We start from the raw sequence: 13119 nt of genomic DNA on the forward strand, positions 1-13119 counted from the left end.
CGACGCTCCCGCCATTGGACTCGAACCAATAACCTGCCGGTTAACAGCCGGCTGCTCTGCCAATTGAGCTAGGCGGGACCGGTGCGATCACGCACGGCGCTGCAGGGCGTCGCGGCCCTGCACAGCTCCCGCCATTGGACTCGAACCAATAACCTGCCGGTTAACAGCCGGCTGCTCTGCCAATTGAGCTAGGCGGGATTGCTCTCGGATCGCCTCCGGCCCCGGTCGTCCGGGTCCTCGGCGGTCGCTGCGGGACATACATTAGCGCACGTAGGGGGGTGCTCCGCCAATCCGCGGCGGACGGCACGGCCGTGACCCGCGCGCCGCGTCCGGCGCGCGGGCGGACGGGCGCCCGGCGATGCTGGTGGGGGCGGCCGTACGGTGCCCCGCCCGCGGGCGGCCCGCCGCCGGACACCGGTGGTTCACGGACGGGTACCGGGGGTAGGGGCGTGCCGACAGGCACGGGCACCGACGGAGAGCGAGCGCGGGCGGGCCCGCGCGGAGGAGTGGAGCCGAAGATGGGGAAACTGACGTTCCTCGCAGGACTGGCAACCGGCTACGTACTGGGGGCCAAGGCCGGCCGTGAGCGCTACGAGCAGATCACCAAGTCCGCACGCGGCGTGACGCAGAACCCGAAGTTCCAGGACGCGGCCCGGCAGGCCAAGGAGACGGCGGGCAAGGTCGGCGGGAAGGCGGCCGGCAAGGTGGGCGACAGGCTTCCGCCGTCGGTCACCGACCGGGTCCCCTACCTGCGCGACAAGGCCGCGGGCGAGGACGGCTGGGGTACCGGCCGTCCCTGACCGCTCCGGACGGCTCCGCCCGACGGGCGGACCGGCCGGGCCACCGGGACCGGGATCGGGCCCGGTGAAGCAGGCACACATCGGACCGGGCGCGGCAGAGCGGGCGCCCGTCCGTACCCGCCGCGGCGGCGGCCCCCCGGCGGGGCCGCCGCCGCGGTTCGGTACCGGATGGGCAACGGCTGCCGCGCCCGGCGCACCGCGTCACCGCACCGTGGGGCATGATCTCGACCATGGCCATTGTCGCCGGCATTGACTGCTCGACCCGGTACACGAAGATCGTCGCCTGCGACGCCGCCAGCGGCGCCGTCCTGCGCGACAACCGCGCCAAGCACCCCGTGACCGCTCCCCCGGAGGACTCCCCCGGGGCCACCGAGATCGACCCGCAGGTGTGGTTGCACTCCCTGGGCGCGGCCGCCTCCGGCGGCGTGCTGGAGGGCGTGCGCGCCATCGGCGTCTCCGCCCAGCAGCACGGCATGGTCGGTCTCGACGCCGGCGGGGTGCTGGTGCGCCCGGCCCTGCTCTGGAACGACCCGCGGGCCTCCGGGGCCGCCGCCTCGCTGGTGGAGGCGCTGGGCGGCCCGGGCCCCTGGGCGGAGGCCATCGGGGCGGTGCCCGCCGCCACCTACACCATCGCCAAGCTGCGCTGGCTCGCCGAGTTCGAGCCCGCCTCGGCGAACCGGGTCGCCGAGGTGCTGCTCCCCCACGACTGGCTGGTGTGGCAGCTGCTGGGGCACCCCCGGCGCCGGACCACCGACCGCGGCGACGCCTCGGGCACCGGCTACTGGTCGCCGGTCACCGAGAGCTACCGGCAGGACCTGGTGGAGCTGGCCCTCGGCCACGAGCTGCGGCTGCCCGAGGTGCTCGGCCCGGCGGAGGCGGCCGGGGAGACCCCCGAGGGCCTGCTGATCTCGGCCGGCACCGGGGACAACATGGCGGCCGCCCTCGGACTGGGCGCGGGCCCCGGCGACGCCGTGGTCTCGCTCGGCACCAGCGGGACCGTCTTCGCCGTCCACGACGAGCCGCTGGTGGACACCTCCGGCACCGTCTCCTCCTTCGCCGACGCGACCGGCCGCCACCTGCCCCTGGTCGGCACCCTCAACGCGGTCCAGGTGCTGCGCCGCACGGCCGCCCTGCTCGGCGTCGACCTGGAGGGCCTGAGCGAACTGGCCCTCCAGTCCTCGCCCGGCTCCTACGGGCTGGTGCTGCTCCCCTACCTGGAGGGCGAGCGCACCCCGTACCTGCCGCACGCCGCGGGCACCCTGGCGGGCCTGCGCGCGGAGTCGATGCGGCGGGAGCACGTGGCGCGGGCCGCGGTGGAGGGCATGCTCTGCGGCATCGCGGACGCGCTGGACGTGCTGCGGGGGCGCGGGGTCAGGGTGCGCCGCGTCTTCCTGGTCGGCTCCGCCGGCCGGCTGGCGGCCGTCCAGCACATCGCGCCGCTGGTGCTGGGCGTGCCCGTGGTGATCCCCCCGCCGGGCGACTACGCGGCCCGGGGCGCCGCGCGGCAGGCGGCCTGGGCCCTGTCCGGCGGCGCCGAGCCGCCGCCGTGGGAGCTCGCCGACGCGGTGGAGGTGGAGCCCGGGGAGGACGTGGAGTTCGGCCGGGCGGTGCGGCAGCAGTACGCGTCCGTGCGGGAGCAGATGCACCCGGAGACGCGGGGGAGCTGAGCGCGGCGGCGGGACCGGGCCGCGGGGGCCGGACGGCGCGGGTGCACGGCCTGTCCGGTGCGCGCCCGCGCCCGGCGGGGACGGGCGCCGCCGGGCCGCCCGCTCAGTCCAGGTACCCGCGGAGCTGGTCGGCGAAGGCGTGGTCGCGGAGCTTGGCGAGGGTCTTGGACTCGATCTGCCGGATGCGCTCGCGGGTCACGCCGAAGAGGCGGCCGATCTCCTCCAGGGTGCGCGGCCGCCCGTCCGCGAGGCCGTAGCGCAGCTGGACCACCCGGCGCTCGCGCTCCCCGAGGGTGGAGAGGACCGCCTCCAGGTGCTCGCGGAGCAGGAGGAAGGCGGCGGACTCGACCGGCGACGCGGCGTCGGCGTCCTCGATGAGGTCGCCGAGGGCCACGTCGTCCTCCTCGCCGACCGGCGCGTGCAGCGAGACGGGCTCCTGGGCGAGCCGCATCACCTCGGTCACGCGCTCCTCCGGGATCTCCAGGACCGCGGCGACCTCGGCGGCGGAGGGCTCACGGCCGTGCTCCTGGAGGAGCCTGCGCTGGACGCGCACGACGCGGTTGATCAGCTCCACCACGTGCACCGGGACGCGGATGGTGCGCGCCTGGTCGGCCAGCGCCCGGCTCATCGCCTGGCGGATCCACCAGGTGGCGTAGGTGGAGAACTTGTACCCGCGGGCGTAGTCGAACTTCTCGACGGCGCGGATCAGGCCGAGGTTGCCCTCCTGGACGAGGTCCAGCATGCCCAGGCCGCGGCCGACGTAGCGCTTGGCCACCGAGACCACCAGGCGCAGGTTGGCCTCGATGAGGCGGCGCTTGGCGATCCGGCCGAGGAGCACCAGCCGGTCGAGGTCGTCGGCGAGCCGGTCGTCGTCGGGGGACTCTGCCGCGGACTCGGCGCCGGACCCGGCCGACTCGGCGGCGTCGCGGGGTCCGGTGCGGCCGGCGGGTTCGGCGACGCCGCCGGGTCCCGCAGCGGCCCCTCCGCCCGGGAGCCGTCCGGCGGCGCCGCGCGTCAGGTGCTCGGCCAGGCGCTGCTCCGCGAAGAGGCCCGCCTCGACCTGGCGGGCCAGTTCGACCTCCTCGGCGGCGGTGAGCAGCGGGACGCGGCCGATCTCGCGCAGGTACTGGCGGAAGAGGTCGGCGGAGGGGCCGCCCGTGTCGTCGAGGGCCGGGGCCTGCTCCTCCGGGGCGGCCGCGGGGACCTCGTCGGGCGGCTCGCCGGCCAGGTCCGCGTCGCTGGGCCCGGCGTCCCCGGGCCCGGTGTCGCCGGGGTCGGCGGCGGTGCCGTCCGTGCCCGCGCCGCCGTCGGGCGGGTCGTCCTCCAGGGCCTCCCCGCCGCCGGCCGGGCCCCCGCCGGCCGCCCCCTCGGAGGGTGGCCGCTCCCCGGCGCGGCGGCGCCTGCGGGCCCCGGCCCGGCCGGGCGGTCCGGAGGCGCGCGGGTCCTCGAGGGGTCCGTCGTGGCGGACGGCGTCGGCCGTCCCGGCGGAGCCGCGGTGCGGCGGTGCGGGCTGGGCCGTGAGGGCGAGGTCCACGTCGTTCCCTTCCTGCGCGGAGGGCTCGATGAGTGAGGGGGGCTCGGCGGGTGCGGGGGGTCCGATCGGTGCGCGGGGCACGGAGGGCCCGGGAACCTGCGGGGCGGGGGGCCGCACGGCCGGCTCCGGGGCGTGCCCCTCCGGGGCGGCGGGCGCGGCGCCGCCCTCCGTCCGGAGGACCGTGGGCGGGACGACGGCTGCCGCGCCCGTCCCGCGCTGGGATGACTGGGGCACCGCTTCCAGTGTGGGGTACACCGCGCGTCGGGGCCGATACTCGTGCGGGGCTTTTTTGGGCGCGGGGGACGGCCGGGGCCGCACGGGGGGCCGGGCGGGCCCGCGGGCGGGGCCGGAGGGGCCTACAGCGCCGCCGCGCCCAGGGTCCGCAGGCTGTTGCGGTACTGCTCCAGCGCCCACAGCTCGTGCTGGACGGCGGCCATGTCCTCGGGGGCCGCGCGGTTGCCGAGCCGCTGGAGGTGGGAATGGGCCTCGCGCATCCGGGCGTCCACCGCCTGCAGGCGCAGCTTGACCAGGAACTCGCCGGCGTAGAGCGCGTCCGGGGCGCGGCGGGTGCGGATGGGCTCCACGGTGAGCTCGGTGACCAGGGAGCGGACCGCGTCGTCGGGCGCGGCGTCGCGGACCAGGGCGGGGAAGTCCGGCAGCGAGGCCCCCCGGGCGGCGCCCCCGGCGGCGGCGACGGCACGGCGCACAGCGGTGTAGGGGGCGGTGGGGAACTCGTCCTCGCCGAAGTTGTCGAAGGCGGGGCTGACGAGGGCGGGGTGCTGGAGGGCGAGTTTGAGCAGCTCGCGCTCGACGAACTGCGCCGGGTCGCGCGGGTTGAGGCGCGGCGCGGGCGGCCGCGCGGGCGCGGGCGCCGGTGCGGCCGCCTCCGTACGGCGCGCGGCGGGGCCGCCCGCCCCCCGGCCGTTCTCGCGCTCCCGCTGCCAGCGGGCGATCTGGGCGACCCGGCGGACCACGAACTGCTCGTCGAGGATGCCGAGCATGCCGCCGAGCTGCACCGCGTACTGGTGCTGGATGGACCGGTCCTTGATGCGGGCGACGATCGGCGCGGCCTCCTCCAGCGCCGCGGCCCGCCCCTCGGCCGTGTCCACCCGGTGCCGGGAGACGGTGCTGCGGATGGCGAACTCGAAGAGCGGCACCGGGTTGTCGACCAGCTTGCGGACGGCCGCGTCGCCCTCGGCGATCCGCAGTTCGCAGGGGTCCATGCCGCCGGGGCTGACCGCGATGGAGGTGCGGGCGGCGAACTTCTGGTCGTCCTCGAAGGCGCGCAGCGCGGCCTTCTGCCCGGCCGCGTCGCCGTCGAAGGTGAAGACGGTCTCGCCGCGGTAGGCGGAGGTGTCCATCAGCAGGCGGCGGATGATCTTGATGTGGTCCTCGCCGAAGGCGGTGCCGCAGGTGGCGACGGCCGTGGTCACCCCGGCCAGGTGGCAGGCCATCACGTCGGTGTAGCCCTCGACGACCACCGCCCGGCCCGACTTGGCGATGTCCTTCTTCGCCAGGTCGATGCCGTAGAGCACGTGCGACTTCTTGTAGATCGGGGTCTCGGGCGTGTTGAGGTACTTGGGACCGTTGTCGTCCTCGCGCAGCCGCCGCGCGCCGAAGCCGACCACCTCGCCGGTGATGTCGCGGATCGGCCACACCAGCCGTCCCCGGAAGCGGTCGATGAGGCCGCCGCGCTGCCCCTGCGAGGCGAGGCCGCCCGCCAGGATCTCCCGGTCGGTGAAGCCCTTGCCGCGCAGGTACCGGACCAGGTGCTCCCAGCCGACCGGCGCGTAGCCCACGCCGAAGTGCGCGGCCGCGGCGGCGTCGAAGCCCCGCTCGGCGAGGAAGCGGCGGCCGATCTCCGCCTCGGGGCCGCCCAGCTGCTCGGCGAACCAGGCGGCGGCCACCTTGTGGGCCTCCACCAGCCGGGTCCGCTCGCCCTTCTGCCGGCCGGGGGTGTAGCCGCCCTCCTCGTAGCGCAGGGTGATGCCCGCCTGGGCGGCGAGGCGCTCGACCGCCTCGGTGAAGGAGAGGTGCTCGACCTTCATCACGAAGGCGAGGGTGTCGCCGCCCTCGCCGCAGCCGAAGCAGTGGTAGACGCCCTTGGCGGGGTTGACGTAGAAGGAGGCGGACTTCTCGTCGTGGAAGGGGCAGACGCCCTTGAGCTGCGCCCCGCCGCCGCTGACCAGCTGGACGTAGTCGGAGACGACCGCGTCGATGGGCAGCGCGCTGCGCACCGCCTGCACGTCCTCGTCCCTGATCCTGCCTGCCACGCAGGAAGTCTACGGGGGCCGGACGACAGCGGCCGCCGGACGCGGGGCGGCCCCGGCCGCGGCGGGTCAGCCCAGGACCGCGGCGGGTCAGCCCAGGACCGCGTCCAGCGGCACCGCGGGGTCGGCGAGCCGCTCCGGGTCGACCGGCCGCCGGGAGCGGACCAGCCGCTGGACGGACTCGGCGACGTCCCAGACGTTGGCGTTCATCCCGGCGAGCACCCGGTCCTCCGCGTCCAGCCAGAACGCCAGGAACTCGCGCTTGCCCGCGTCCCCGCGCACCACCACCTGGGCGTACTCCCCCGGCGCGGCGAAGCCGGAGTACTCCATGCCCAGCTCGTACTGGTCGCTGAAGAAGTAGGGGATCCGGTCGTAGGAGACCTCCTGCCCCAGCATCGCGCGGGCCGCCGCCGGACCGCCGTTGAGGGCGTTCGCCCAGTGCTCGACCCGCAGCCGCCGCCCGAGGACGGGGTGCCAGGCGGAGGCCACGTCGCCGGCGGCGAAGACGTCGGGGTCGGAGGTGCGCAGCGAGGCGTCCACGGCGACGCCGCCGCCCTCCCCGCGGGGGGCGACGTCCAGCCCGGCGGCCTCGGCGAGGGCGGTGTCGGGGGTGGCGCCGATGCCGACGACCACGGCGTGGGCCGGCAGCTCCTCCCCGGTGTCGGTGAGCGCGGCGAGCACCATGCCGTCCTGCCCGACGACCTCGGTCACCGAGGCGCCGAGCTGGAAGGAGACGCCGTGCTCGCGGTGCAGGTCCGCGAAGAAGGCGCCCAGCTCCGGGCCGAGGACGCCGTGCAGCGGGGTCGGCTGCGGCTCGACGACGGTGACCTCGGCGCCGTAGCCGCGCGCGGCCGCCGCCACCTCCAGGCCGATCCAGCCGGCGCCGACGACGAGCAGCTGCCCGTTCTCCCGCCCCAGGGTCCGCAGGACCGACCGCAGCCGCTCGGCGTGCGGCAGCCGCCGCAGCACGTGGACCCCCGCGAGGTCGGCGCCCGGCACCTGCAGCGGGCGCGGCGAGGAGCCGGTGGCGAGCAGCAGCCGGTCGTACCGCAGGGCGCTGCCGTCGCCGAGCCGCACCTCCTTCGCGGCGCGGTCCAGGGCGGTGGCCGGCTGCCCGAGGTGCAGCTCCACCTCGTGGGCCGCGTACCAGGCGGGCTCGTGCACCCGCAGCGCGTCGCGCTCCTCCGCGCCGGTGAGGAACCCCTTGGAGAGGCCGGGCCGCTCGTAGGGCTCCTCCCGCTCGTCGCCGAGCAGGATCACCCGGCCCGTGAAGCCCTCGGCGCGGAGCGTCTCCGCCGCCTTGGCCCCGGCGAGGCCGGCGCCCACGATGACGAAGGTCCCGTTGGTGTCCACCACGTCCGCTCTCCCCTGTTCCGCCCTGTTCCGCGGCAGGCCGCACGGAGTCCGGCCACACACGGTGACTGCCAGGTTACGCCCGTCCGGACCGGGGGCCGGTCCGGACGGGCTGCCCCTGCGGACGAGGATCCCCCCGGCGTCCGCCCGGGTGAAGAGCCGGACGGCCCCCGCACCGGATCGTCACCGCTCCTGCACCAGTGTGCGGTGCAGGGCCAGCGCGGAGGCGTCGGTGAGCGAGGCGATCTGGTCGACCACGGCCCGCAGCCGGGACCGGTCGTCCCCGGCCTCCTCGAACATGGCCAGGAAGACCGGGTCCAGCCCGTGCGGCGCGTCCCGCAGCAGCACCTCGGCCAGCTCGGCGATCACCACCCGCTGCCGGGAGCGCAGCTCGGCCTGGTCGGCGCGCTGCATCACGTACCGGACGGCGACCGCCTTGAGCACGGCGCACTCCAGCCGGACGCCGTACGGCACCACCAGCTCGGCCCGGTACCGGGTCAGCCGCCCCGGACCGTGGCGCTCGCGGGTGGCCCGCTCGGCGGCCAGGCAGAAGCGGCCGATGAGCTGGCTGGTGGTGTCCTTCAGCCGGGCCCGGTCGCGGGCCGAGCCGTCGTAGGAGCGCGGCCACCACTCCTGTGCCTGGAGGCGGTCCAGCGCCTCGCCGAACTCGTCGGCGGAGGCGCCGGGCGCGTACCGGGCGGCGACGGCGAACAGCTCCGCCCGCTCGGCCGGGCCGGTGAGCGCGGCCGGGTCGACGTGGCCGGCGTGCAGGCCGTCCTCCAGGTCGTGGACGGAGTAGGCGACGTCGTCGGACCAGTCCATGACGGTCGCCTCGAAGCAGCGCCGCCCCGGCGGCACGGCGGCCCGCACCCAGCGGAAGACCGGCAGGTCCTCGGCGTAGACGCCGTACTTGGACGAGCGGGGCTCGGTGGGGTGGCCGCCCCGCGTCCAGGGGTACTTGGTGGCGGCGTCGAGGGCGGCGCGGGTGAGGTTCAGGCCCACGCTGCGACCGGGCCACGGCGCCAGCCGGGTCGGCGGCCCGCCGGGCGGGGCGAAGCGCTTGGGCTCCAGGCGGGTGAGGATCCGCAGCGACTGCGCGTTGCCCTCGAAGCCGCCGCACGCGGCGGCGGCCACGTCCAGGGCCTCCTCGCCGGTGTGGCCGAAGGGCGGGTGGCCGAGGTCGTGGGCGAGGCAGGCGGCCTCCACCAGGTCCGGGTCGCAGCCGAGCGCGGCGCCCAGCTCCCGGCCGACCTGGGCGCACTCCAGCGAGTGGGTGAGCCGGGTGCGGGGGAAGTCGCTGAGCATGGGCGCCACCACCTGCGTGGTCCCGGCCAGGCGGCGCAGCGCGGCGGAGTGCAGCACCCGGGCGCGGTCGCGCTGGAACGCGGTGCGCCCCGGCCGCTTGTCCGGCTCGGGCACCCAGCGCGCCTCGGCGGCGACGTCGTACGGTGCCGTCCCGTCGGCGCCGGTCCGGACGGCGGTGGCCTGCTCGGTGTCGTCCATATACCGGCCACCGTACGCCCGGCGTGCGGCATCCCGGCCCCGCCGCGCGGACGGCGGCGCCGGGGGCGGCGCCGGCGGGCCCGCCGCGCCCCGCGGCTCCGGCGGCGTACGGGCGGGAGTGCCCGGGTCCGGCCGGCTCAGCGCGGCCCCTCCCCGAGAGCCCCTCCGGCAGCGCGGTCGCGCACCTCCCCGCCGCCGTGCCGCCGGCCGGGGCGGGCGGTGGCGAGCCACCGCCAGCGGGGCTGCTCCAGGACCAGGCAGGCTGCGGCGAGGACGGTGACGGCGACGGCCGCGGGGCGGGGCCAGGCGAACCAGGCGCCGGCGACGGCGGCGTCGAGCTGGAGCAGGACCAGGACGATGGTGACCGGGCCCGGGACGGGCACCAGGGTGCTCTTCTTGTCGCCGGGGGTGGAGAGGAGGGCCGGCAGGCCGATGAGGAGCACGTCGGCGAGGACGGCCAGGACGACGGAGTGCCGGGCGAGGGCCCAGGGGGCGGCGGTCCAGGCGGTGAGCTCGGTGGCGACGCGGAGGAGGGCGGCGGGTCTGCTGTCCGGAGCGGTGCTCGCACGGGTGTCCACGCGCGGCAGCATGCCACGGGCGCGGGCGCGGCGGGGCCGCTTCCGGGTCAGCCGGCCGCGAGGGCCCTGCGGCGGGCGGGCGCGGCGGTACGGGCGGCGGCACCCGGCTCCGCGGTGCGGACGGCGGCTGCGGCTGCGGCTGCGGCTGCGGCTGCGGCTGCGGCTGCGGCTGCGCGGTCGTAGCGGGCGAGGACGAGGCGGGCCAGGGCGGGGTGGGCGCCCAGCGGCGCCGAGGCGGGCCCGGGGGACGCCGCGGCGGCCCGGCGGGCGAAGTCGCCGGGCGCGGTGAAGTACCCGGCGACGGCGATCCGGCGGTGGCCCCGGGCGGCGAGGGCGGCCACGGCCTCGGCGACCGTGGGCGGGCCAGCGGCGACGCAGCCGGGGAGGACCGGCACGCCGAGGCGGGCGGCGAGGAGGCGGGCCTGGGCCCCGGTGTCGGCGGCGGAGTCGGGGTCGCGGGAGCCGGCGGCGGCCAGGACGACGGCGTCGCCGGCGCGCGGGAGCGGGCCCGCCTCGGCGAGGCGGTCGTGCAGGGCGTCGGTGAGCAGCGGGTGCGGGCCCAGCGGCGGGGCGACGGCGGCGGCCAGGTGCGGGGCCGCGGCGAGGGCCTGCGGGATGTCCGCCCTGACGTGGTACCCGCGGCCGAGCAGCAGCGGGACGAGCACCGCCTCCCCGGCGAGCCCCGCGAGGACGTCGGGCAGCAGCGGCTCGTCCAGGCCGAGGTGGGCGAGGTGGACCGGGAGGCCGGGGCGCAGGGCGCGCACCCGGTCCAGCAGCCGGCGGACCTCGGCGCCGGCGGCCGGGTCGCGGGAGCCGTGCGCGACGGCGACGAGGGCCGGGCGGCGGCGCCCGCGTCCGGGGCCGGCCGGGCCGGGGGCGGCGCCGGAGGAGACGGCCGGGTGCAGTGCCGGTCCGGGGCGGGCCGCCGGGTGCGCGTGCCGGACGGCGAGCCCGGAGGAGAACCGGGCGGCGATCTCGGACATGAGCTCCGAGGCGCTGGAGTCCCACAGGGGCTGCGTCATGCGTCCAGCGTCCCCCCGGGGTGTTTCCCGGCGGTTGCACGGCCGTCACGGGTGGTTTCCCGGGCCTCACGGCGGCGGGACGCGGGGCGGGAGGGGCCCGCACGCCCCGCGGGGCCCGGCCTCACAGCCGCCCCGGACCGCCGCTGAGGGCACCGTACCGGCCGCGTAACGCCCGGGCCGCGGCCGCGAAACAGCCCCGCCGCACGCTGCTCGGCATGAGCGAAGCCGCCGCACCGACCCCCGCCGCCGCCCGGCCCGCCGTCGACACCCACTGCCCGTACTGCGCGCTGCAGTGCGGCATGGGGCTGAGGCCGGCGGCCGGGCCCGGATCCGGATCCGGCTCCGGCTCCGGCGGGAGCAGCGGCGGCGCGGTGCCGGTCGAGGTCGTGGAGCGGCCCGCGTTCCCGGTGAACCGGGGCGCGCTGTGCGGCAAGGGCGCGAACGCGGCGGCGCTGCTCGCCCCCGGCGCCCGGCTGACGGTGCCCCTGGTGCGGCCCCGGCGCGGCGCGCCGCTGGAGCCCGCGACGTGGGACGAGGCGCTGGACCGGGTCGCCGCCGGCCTGTCCCGCACAGCGGAGGCCCACGGCCGTGACGCGGTCGGCGTGTTCGGCGGCGGCGGGCTGACCAACGAGAAGGCCTACCTGCTGGGGAAGTTCGCCCGCGTGGTGCTGCGGACCGCGACGGTCGACTACAACGGCCGGTTCTGCATGTCGTCGGCGGCGGCCGCGCAGAACAGGGCGTTCGGCCTGGACCGGGGGCTGCCGTTCCCGCTGGAGGACATCCCCCGGACCGGCTGCCTGGTCCTGGTGGGCGGCAACCCGGCGGAGACCATGCCGCCCTTCGTCCGGTACCTGCGGGAGTTGAGGGAGAACGGCGGCCGGCTGGTCGTGGTCGATCCGCGCCGCACCCGCACCGCCGGGCTGGCGGACCTGCACCTGGCGCCGCGCCCCGGCACCGACCTGGCGCTGGCGCTGGGCCTGCTGCACCTGGTGGTGGCGGAGGGGCGCACCGACGAGGCCTTCGTCGCGGAGCGCACCACGGGGTGGCCGGAGGCGCGGGCGGCGGCGATGGCGCACTGGCCGGAGCTGGTGGAGTCGGTCACCGGCGTGCCGGTGCCGCAGCTGCGCGAGACGGTGCGGCTGTTCTGCGACGCGGAGGCGTCGATGGTGCTGACCGCCCGCGGGCCGGAGCAGCAGTCCAAGGGCACCGACACGGTGAGCGCCTGGATCAACCTCTGCCTGGCGACCGGCCGGGCCGGCCGCCCGCACTCGGGGTACGGCTGCCTCACCGGGCAGGGCAACGGGCAGGGCGGCCGCGAGCACGGGCAGAAGGCGGACCAGCTGCCCGGCTACCGCAGGCTGGACGACCCCGCGGCGCGCGCCCACGTCGCCGCCGTGTGGGGCGTGGACCCGGAGTCGCTGCCAGGCCCCGGCCGCAGCGCGTACGAACTGCTGGACTCCCTCGGCCGGGACGTGCGCGCCCTGCTGGTGGCGGGCTCCAACCCGGTGGTCTCGGCCCCGCACGCCGCGCACGTCGCCGAGCGGCTCGCCGCCCTGGACCTCCTGGCCGTCAGCGACGTGGTGCTCTCCGAGACCGCGGCCCTGGCCGACGTGGTGCTGCCGGTCGCCCAGTGGGCCGAGGAGACCGGCACCATGACCACCCTGGAGGGCCGGGTCGTCCTGCGCCGCAGGGCGGTGGACCCGCCGCCGGGGGTGCGCAGCGACCTGGAGGTGCTGCACGGGCTGGCGGCCCGGCTGGGCCACGGCGAGGGCTTCCCGGTGGAGCCGGAGAAGGCCTTCGACGAGCTGCGGCGGGCGTCGGCGGGCGGGCCGGCGGACTACGCGGGCATCGGCTACGGGCGGATCGCGGCCGAGGACGGCGTCTTCTGGCCCTGCCCGTCGGCGGACCACCCCGGCACGCCGCGCCTCTTCCTGGACCGCTTCGCCACCCCGGACGGCCGGGCCCGCTTCGCCGCCGTCCAGCACCGCCCGGCCGCCGAGGAGCCGGACGCCGAGTACCCGCTGCGGCTGACGACGGGCCGGGTGCTGGCGCAGTACCAGTCCGGGGCCCAGACCCGCCGGGTGGCCGCCCTGGCGGCGGCCGCGCCGGGCCCGTTCGTGGAGCTGCACCCCCGGCTCGCCGAGCGGCTGGGGATCGGCGAGGGCGCCCCGGTCGCCGTGGTGAGCCGCCGCGGCCGCGCCGTCGCCCCGGCCCGGCTCACGGACGCGATCCGTCCGGACACCGTCTTCATGCCGTTCCACTGGCCGGGCGCGGGGCGGGCCAATACCGTCACCAACCCGGTGCTGGACCCGGTCTCGCGGATGCCGGAGTTCAAGGTCTGCGCGGTGCGGCTGGAGCCGGCGGGCGGGTGACGGCGGGACCGGGAGGCCGG

Annotated in this window: 9 protein-coding genes and 2 tRNA genes; 3 read left to right on the forward strand and 8 right to left on the reverse strand. The window is 77.7% G+C overall.

The annotated features are described in order from the left end of the window. Window positions 1–5 precede the first annotated feature (5 nt). Window positions 6–78, reverse strand: a tRNA-Asn gene (locus tag LO771_RS09540). Window positions 79–125: 47 nt separating this feature from the next. Next, window positions 126–198 (reverse strand) — tRNA-Asn (locus LO771_RS09545). Window positions 199–518: 320 nt separating this feature from the next. Here LO771_RS09545 and LO771_RS09550 point away from each other — a divergent pair. Further along, window positions 519–800, forward strand: coding sequence for a hypothetical protein (locus LO771_RS09550; protein ID WP_230649784.1), 282 nt, complete (start codon window positions 519–521; stop codon window positions 798–800). Window positions 801–1030: 230 nt separating this feature from the next. Beyond that, entirely contained in the window at window positions 1031–2467 is a 1437-nt protein-coding gene (locus tag LO771_RS09555) for an FGGY family carbohydrate kinase (RefSeq protein WP_230649787.1), read from the forward strand. Window positions 2468–2570: 103 nt separating this feature from the next. Here LO771_RS09555 and LO771_RS09560 read toward each other — a convergent pair whose 3' ends face one another. The 6 genes from LO771_RS09560 to LO771_RS09585 all read right to left on the reverse strand — a co-directional run bounded on the left by LO771_RS09560 (window position 2571) and on the right by LO771_RS09585 (window position 10727). Then, the gene (locus tag LO771_RS09560; protein WP_230650229.1) at window positions 2571–3695 is read right to left on the reverse strand and encodes an RNA polymerase sigma factor; all 1125 of its coding nucleotides are present in this window, start codon (window positions 3693–3695) and stop codon (window positions 2571–2573) included. Between the two features lie 662 nt (window positions 3696–4357). Continuing rightward, complete coding sequence (gene dnaG / locus LO771_RS09565; RefSeq protein WP_230649790.1) at window positions 4358–6274, reverse strand: DNA primase; 1917 nt, start codon at window positions 6272–6274, stop codon at window positions 4358–4360. 87 nt (window positions 6275–6361) lie between these two features. Beyond that, window positions 6362–7627, reverse strand: a complete 1266-nt coding sequence (locus tag LO771_RS09570; protein WP_230649793.1) for an FAD-dependent oxidoreductase — start codon at window positions 7625–7627, stop codon at window positions 6362–6364. 180 nt (window positions 7628–7807) lie between these two features. Continuing rightward, the gene (locus LO771_RS09575; RefSeq protein ID WP_230649796.1) at window positions 7808–9127 is read right to left on the reverse strand and encodes a deoxyguanosinetriphosphate triphosphohydrolase; all 1320 of its coding nucleotides are present in this window, start codon (window positions 9125–9127) and stop codon (window positions 7808–7810) included. Between the two features lie 137 nt (window positions 9128–9264). Further along, the gene (locus tag LO771_RS09580) at window positions 9265–9705 is read right to left on the reverse strand and encodes a hypothetical protein (protein WP_230649799.1); all 441 of its coding nucleotides are present in this window, start codon (window positions 9703–9705) and stop codon (window positions 9265–9267) included. 47 nt (window positions 9706–9752) lie between these two features. Next, window positions 9753–10727, reverse strand: a complete 975-nt coding sequence (locus LO771_RS09585; protein WP_230649801.1) for a sirohydrochlorin chelatase — start codon at window positions 10725–10727, stop codon at window positions 9753–9755. A gap of 215 nt (window positions 10728–10942) precedes the next feature. Here LO771_RS09585 and LO771_RS09590 point away from each other — a divergent pair, with 215 nt between their 5' ends. Continuing rightward, window positions 10943–13099 carry a molybdopterin oxidoreductase family protein gene (locus tag LO771_RS09590; protein ID WP_230649804.1) on the forward strand — a complete coding sequence of 719 codons (2157 nt, stop codon included), beginning with the start codon at window positions 10943–10945 and terminating at the stop codon, window positions 13097–13099. The last annotated feature ends 20 nt before the right edge of the window (window positions 13100–13119 follow it).

Origin of the sequence: Streptacidiphilus sp. ASG 303 (genome assembly GCF_020991365.1) — a bacterium.
GTDB lineage: Bacteria > Actinomycetota > Actinomycetes > Streptomycetales > Streptomycetaceae > Peterkaempfera.

Bases quoted from the DNA above. Each gene is read 5' to 3' on its own strand.
- LO771_RS09585 (WP_230649801.1), bottom strand. From the start codon at position 10,727: ATGACGCAGCCCCTGTGGGACTCCAGCGCCTCGGAGCTCATGTCCGAG.
- LO771_RS09550 (WP_230649784.1), top strand. From the start codon at position 519: ATGGGGAAACTGACGTTCCTCGCAGGACTGGCAACCGGCTACGTACTG.
- LO771_RS09590 (WP_230649804.1), top strand. From the start codon at position 10,943: ATGAGCGAAGCCGCCGCACCGACCCCCGCCGCCGCCCGGCCCGCCGTC.
- LO771_RS09575 (WP_230649796.1), bottom strand. From the start codon at position 9,127: ATGGACGACACCGAGCAGGCCACCGCCGTCCGGACCGGCGCCGACGGG.
- LO771_RS09555 (WP_230649787.1), top strand. From the start codon at position 1,031: ATGGCCATTGTCGCCGGCATTGACTGCTCGACCCGGTACACGAAGATC.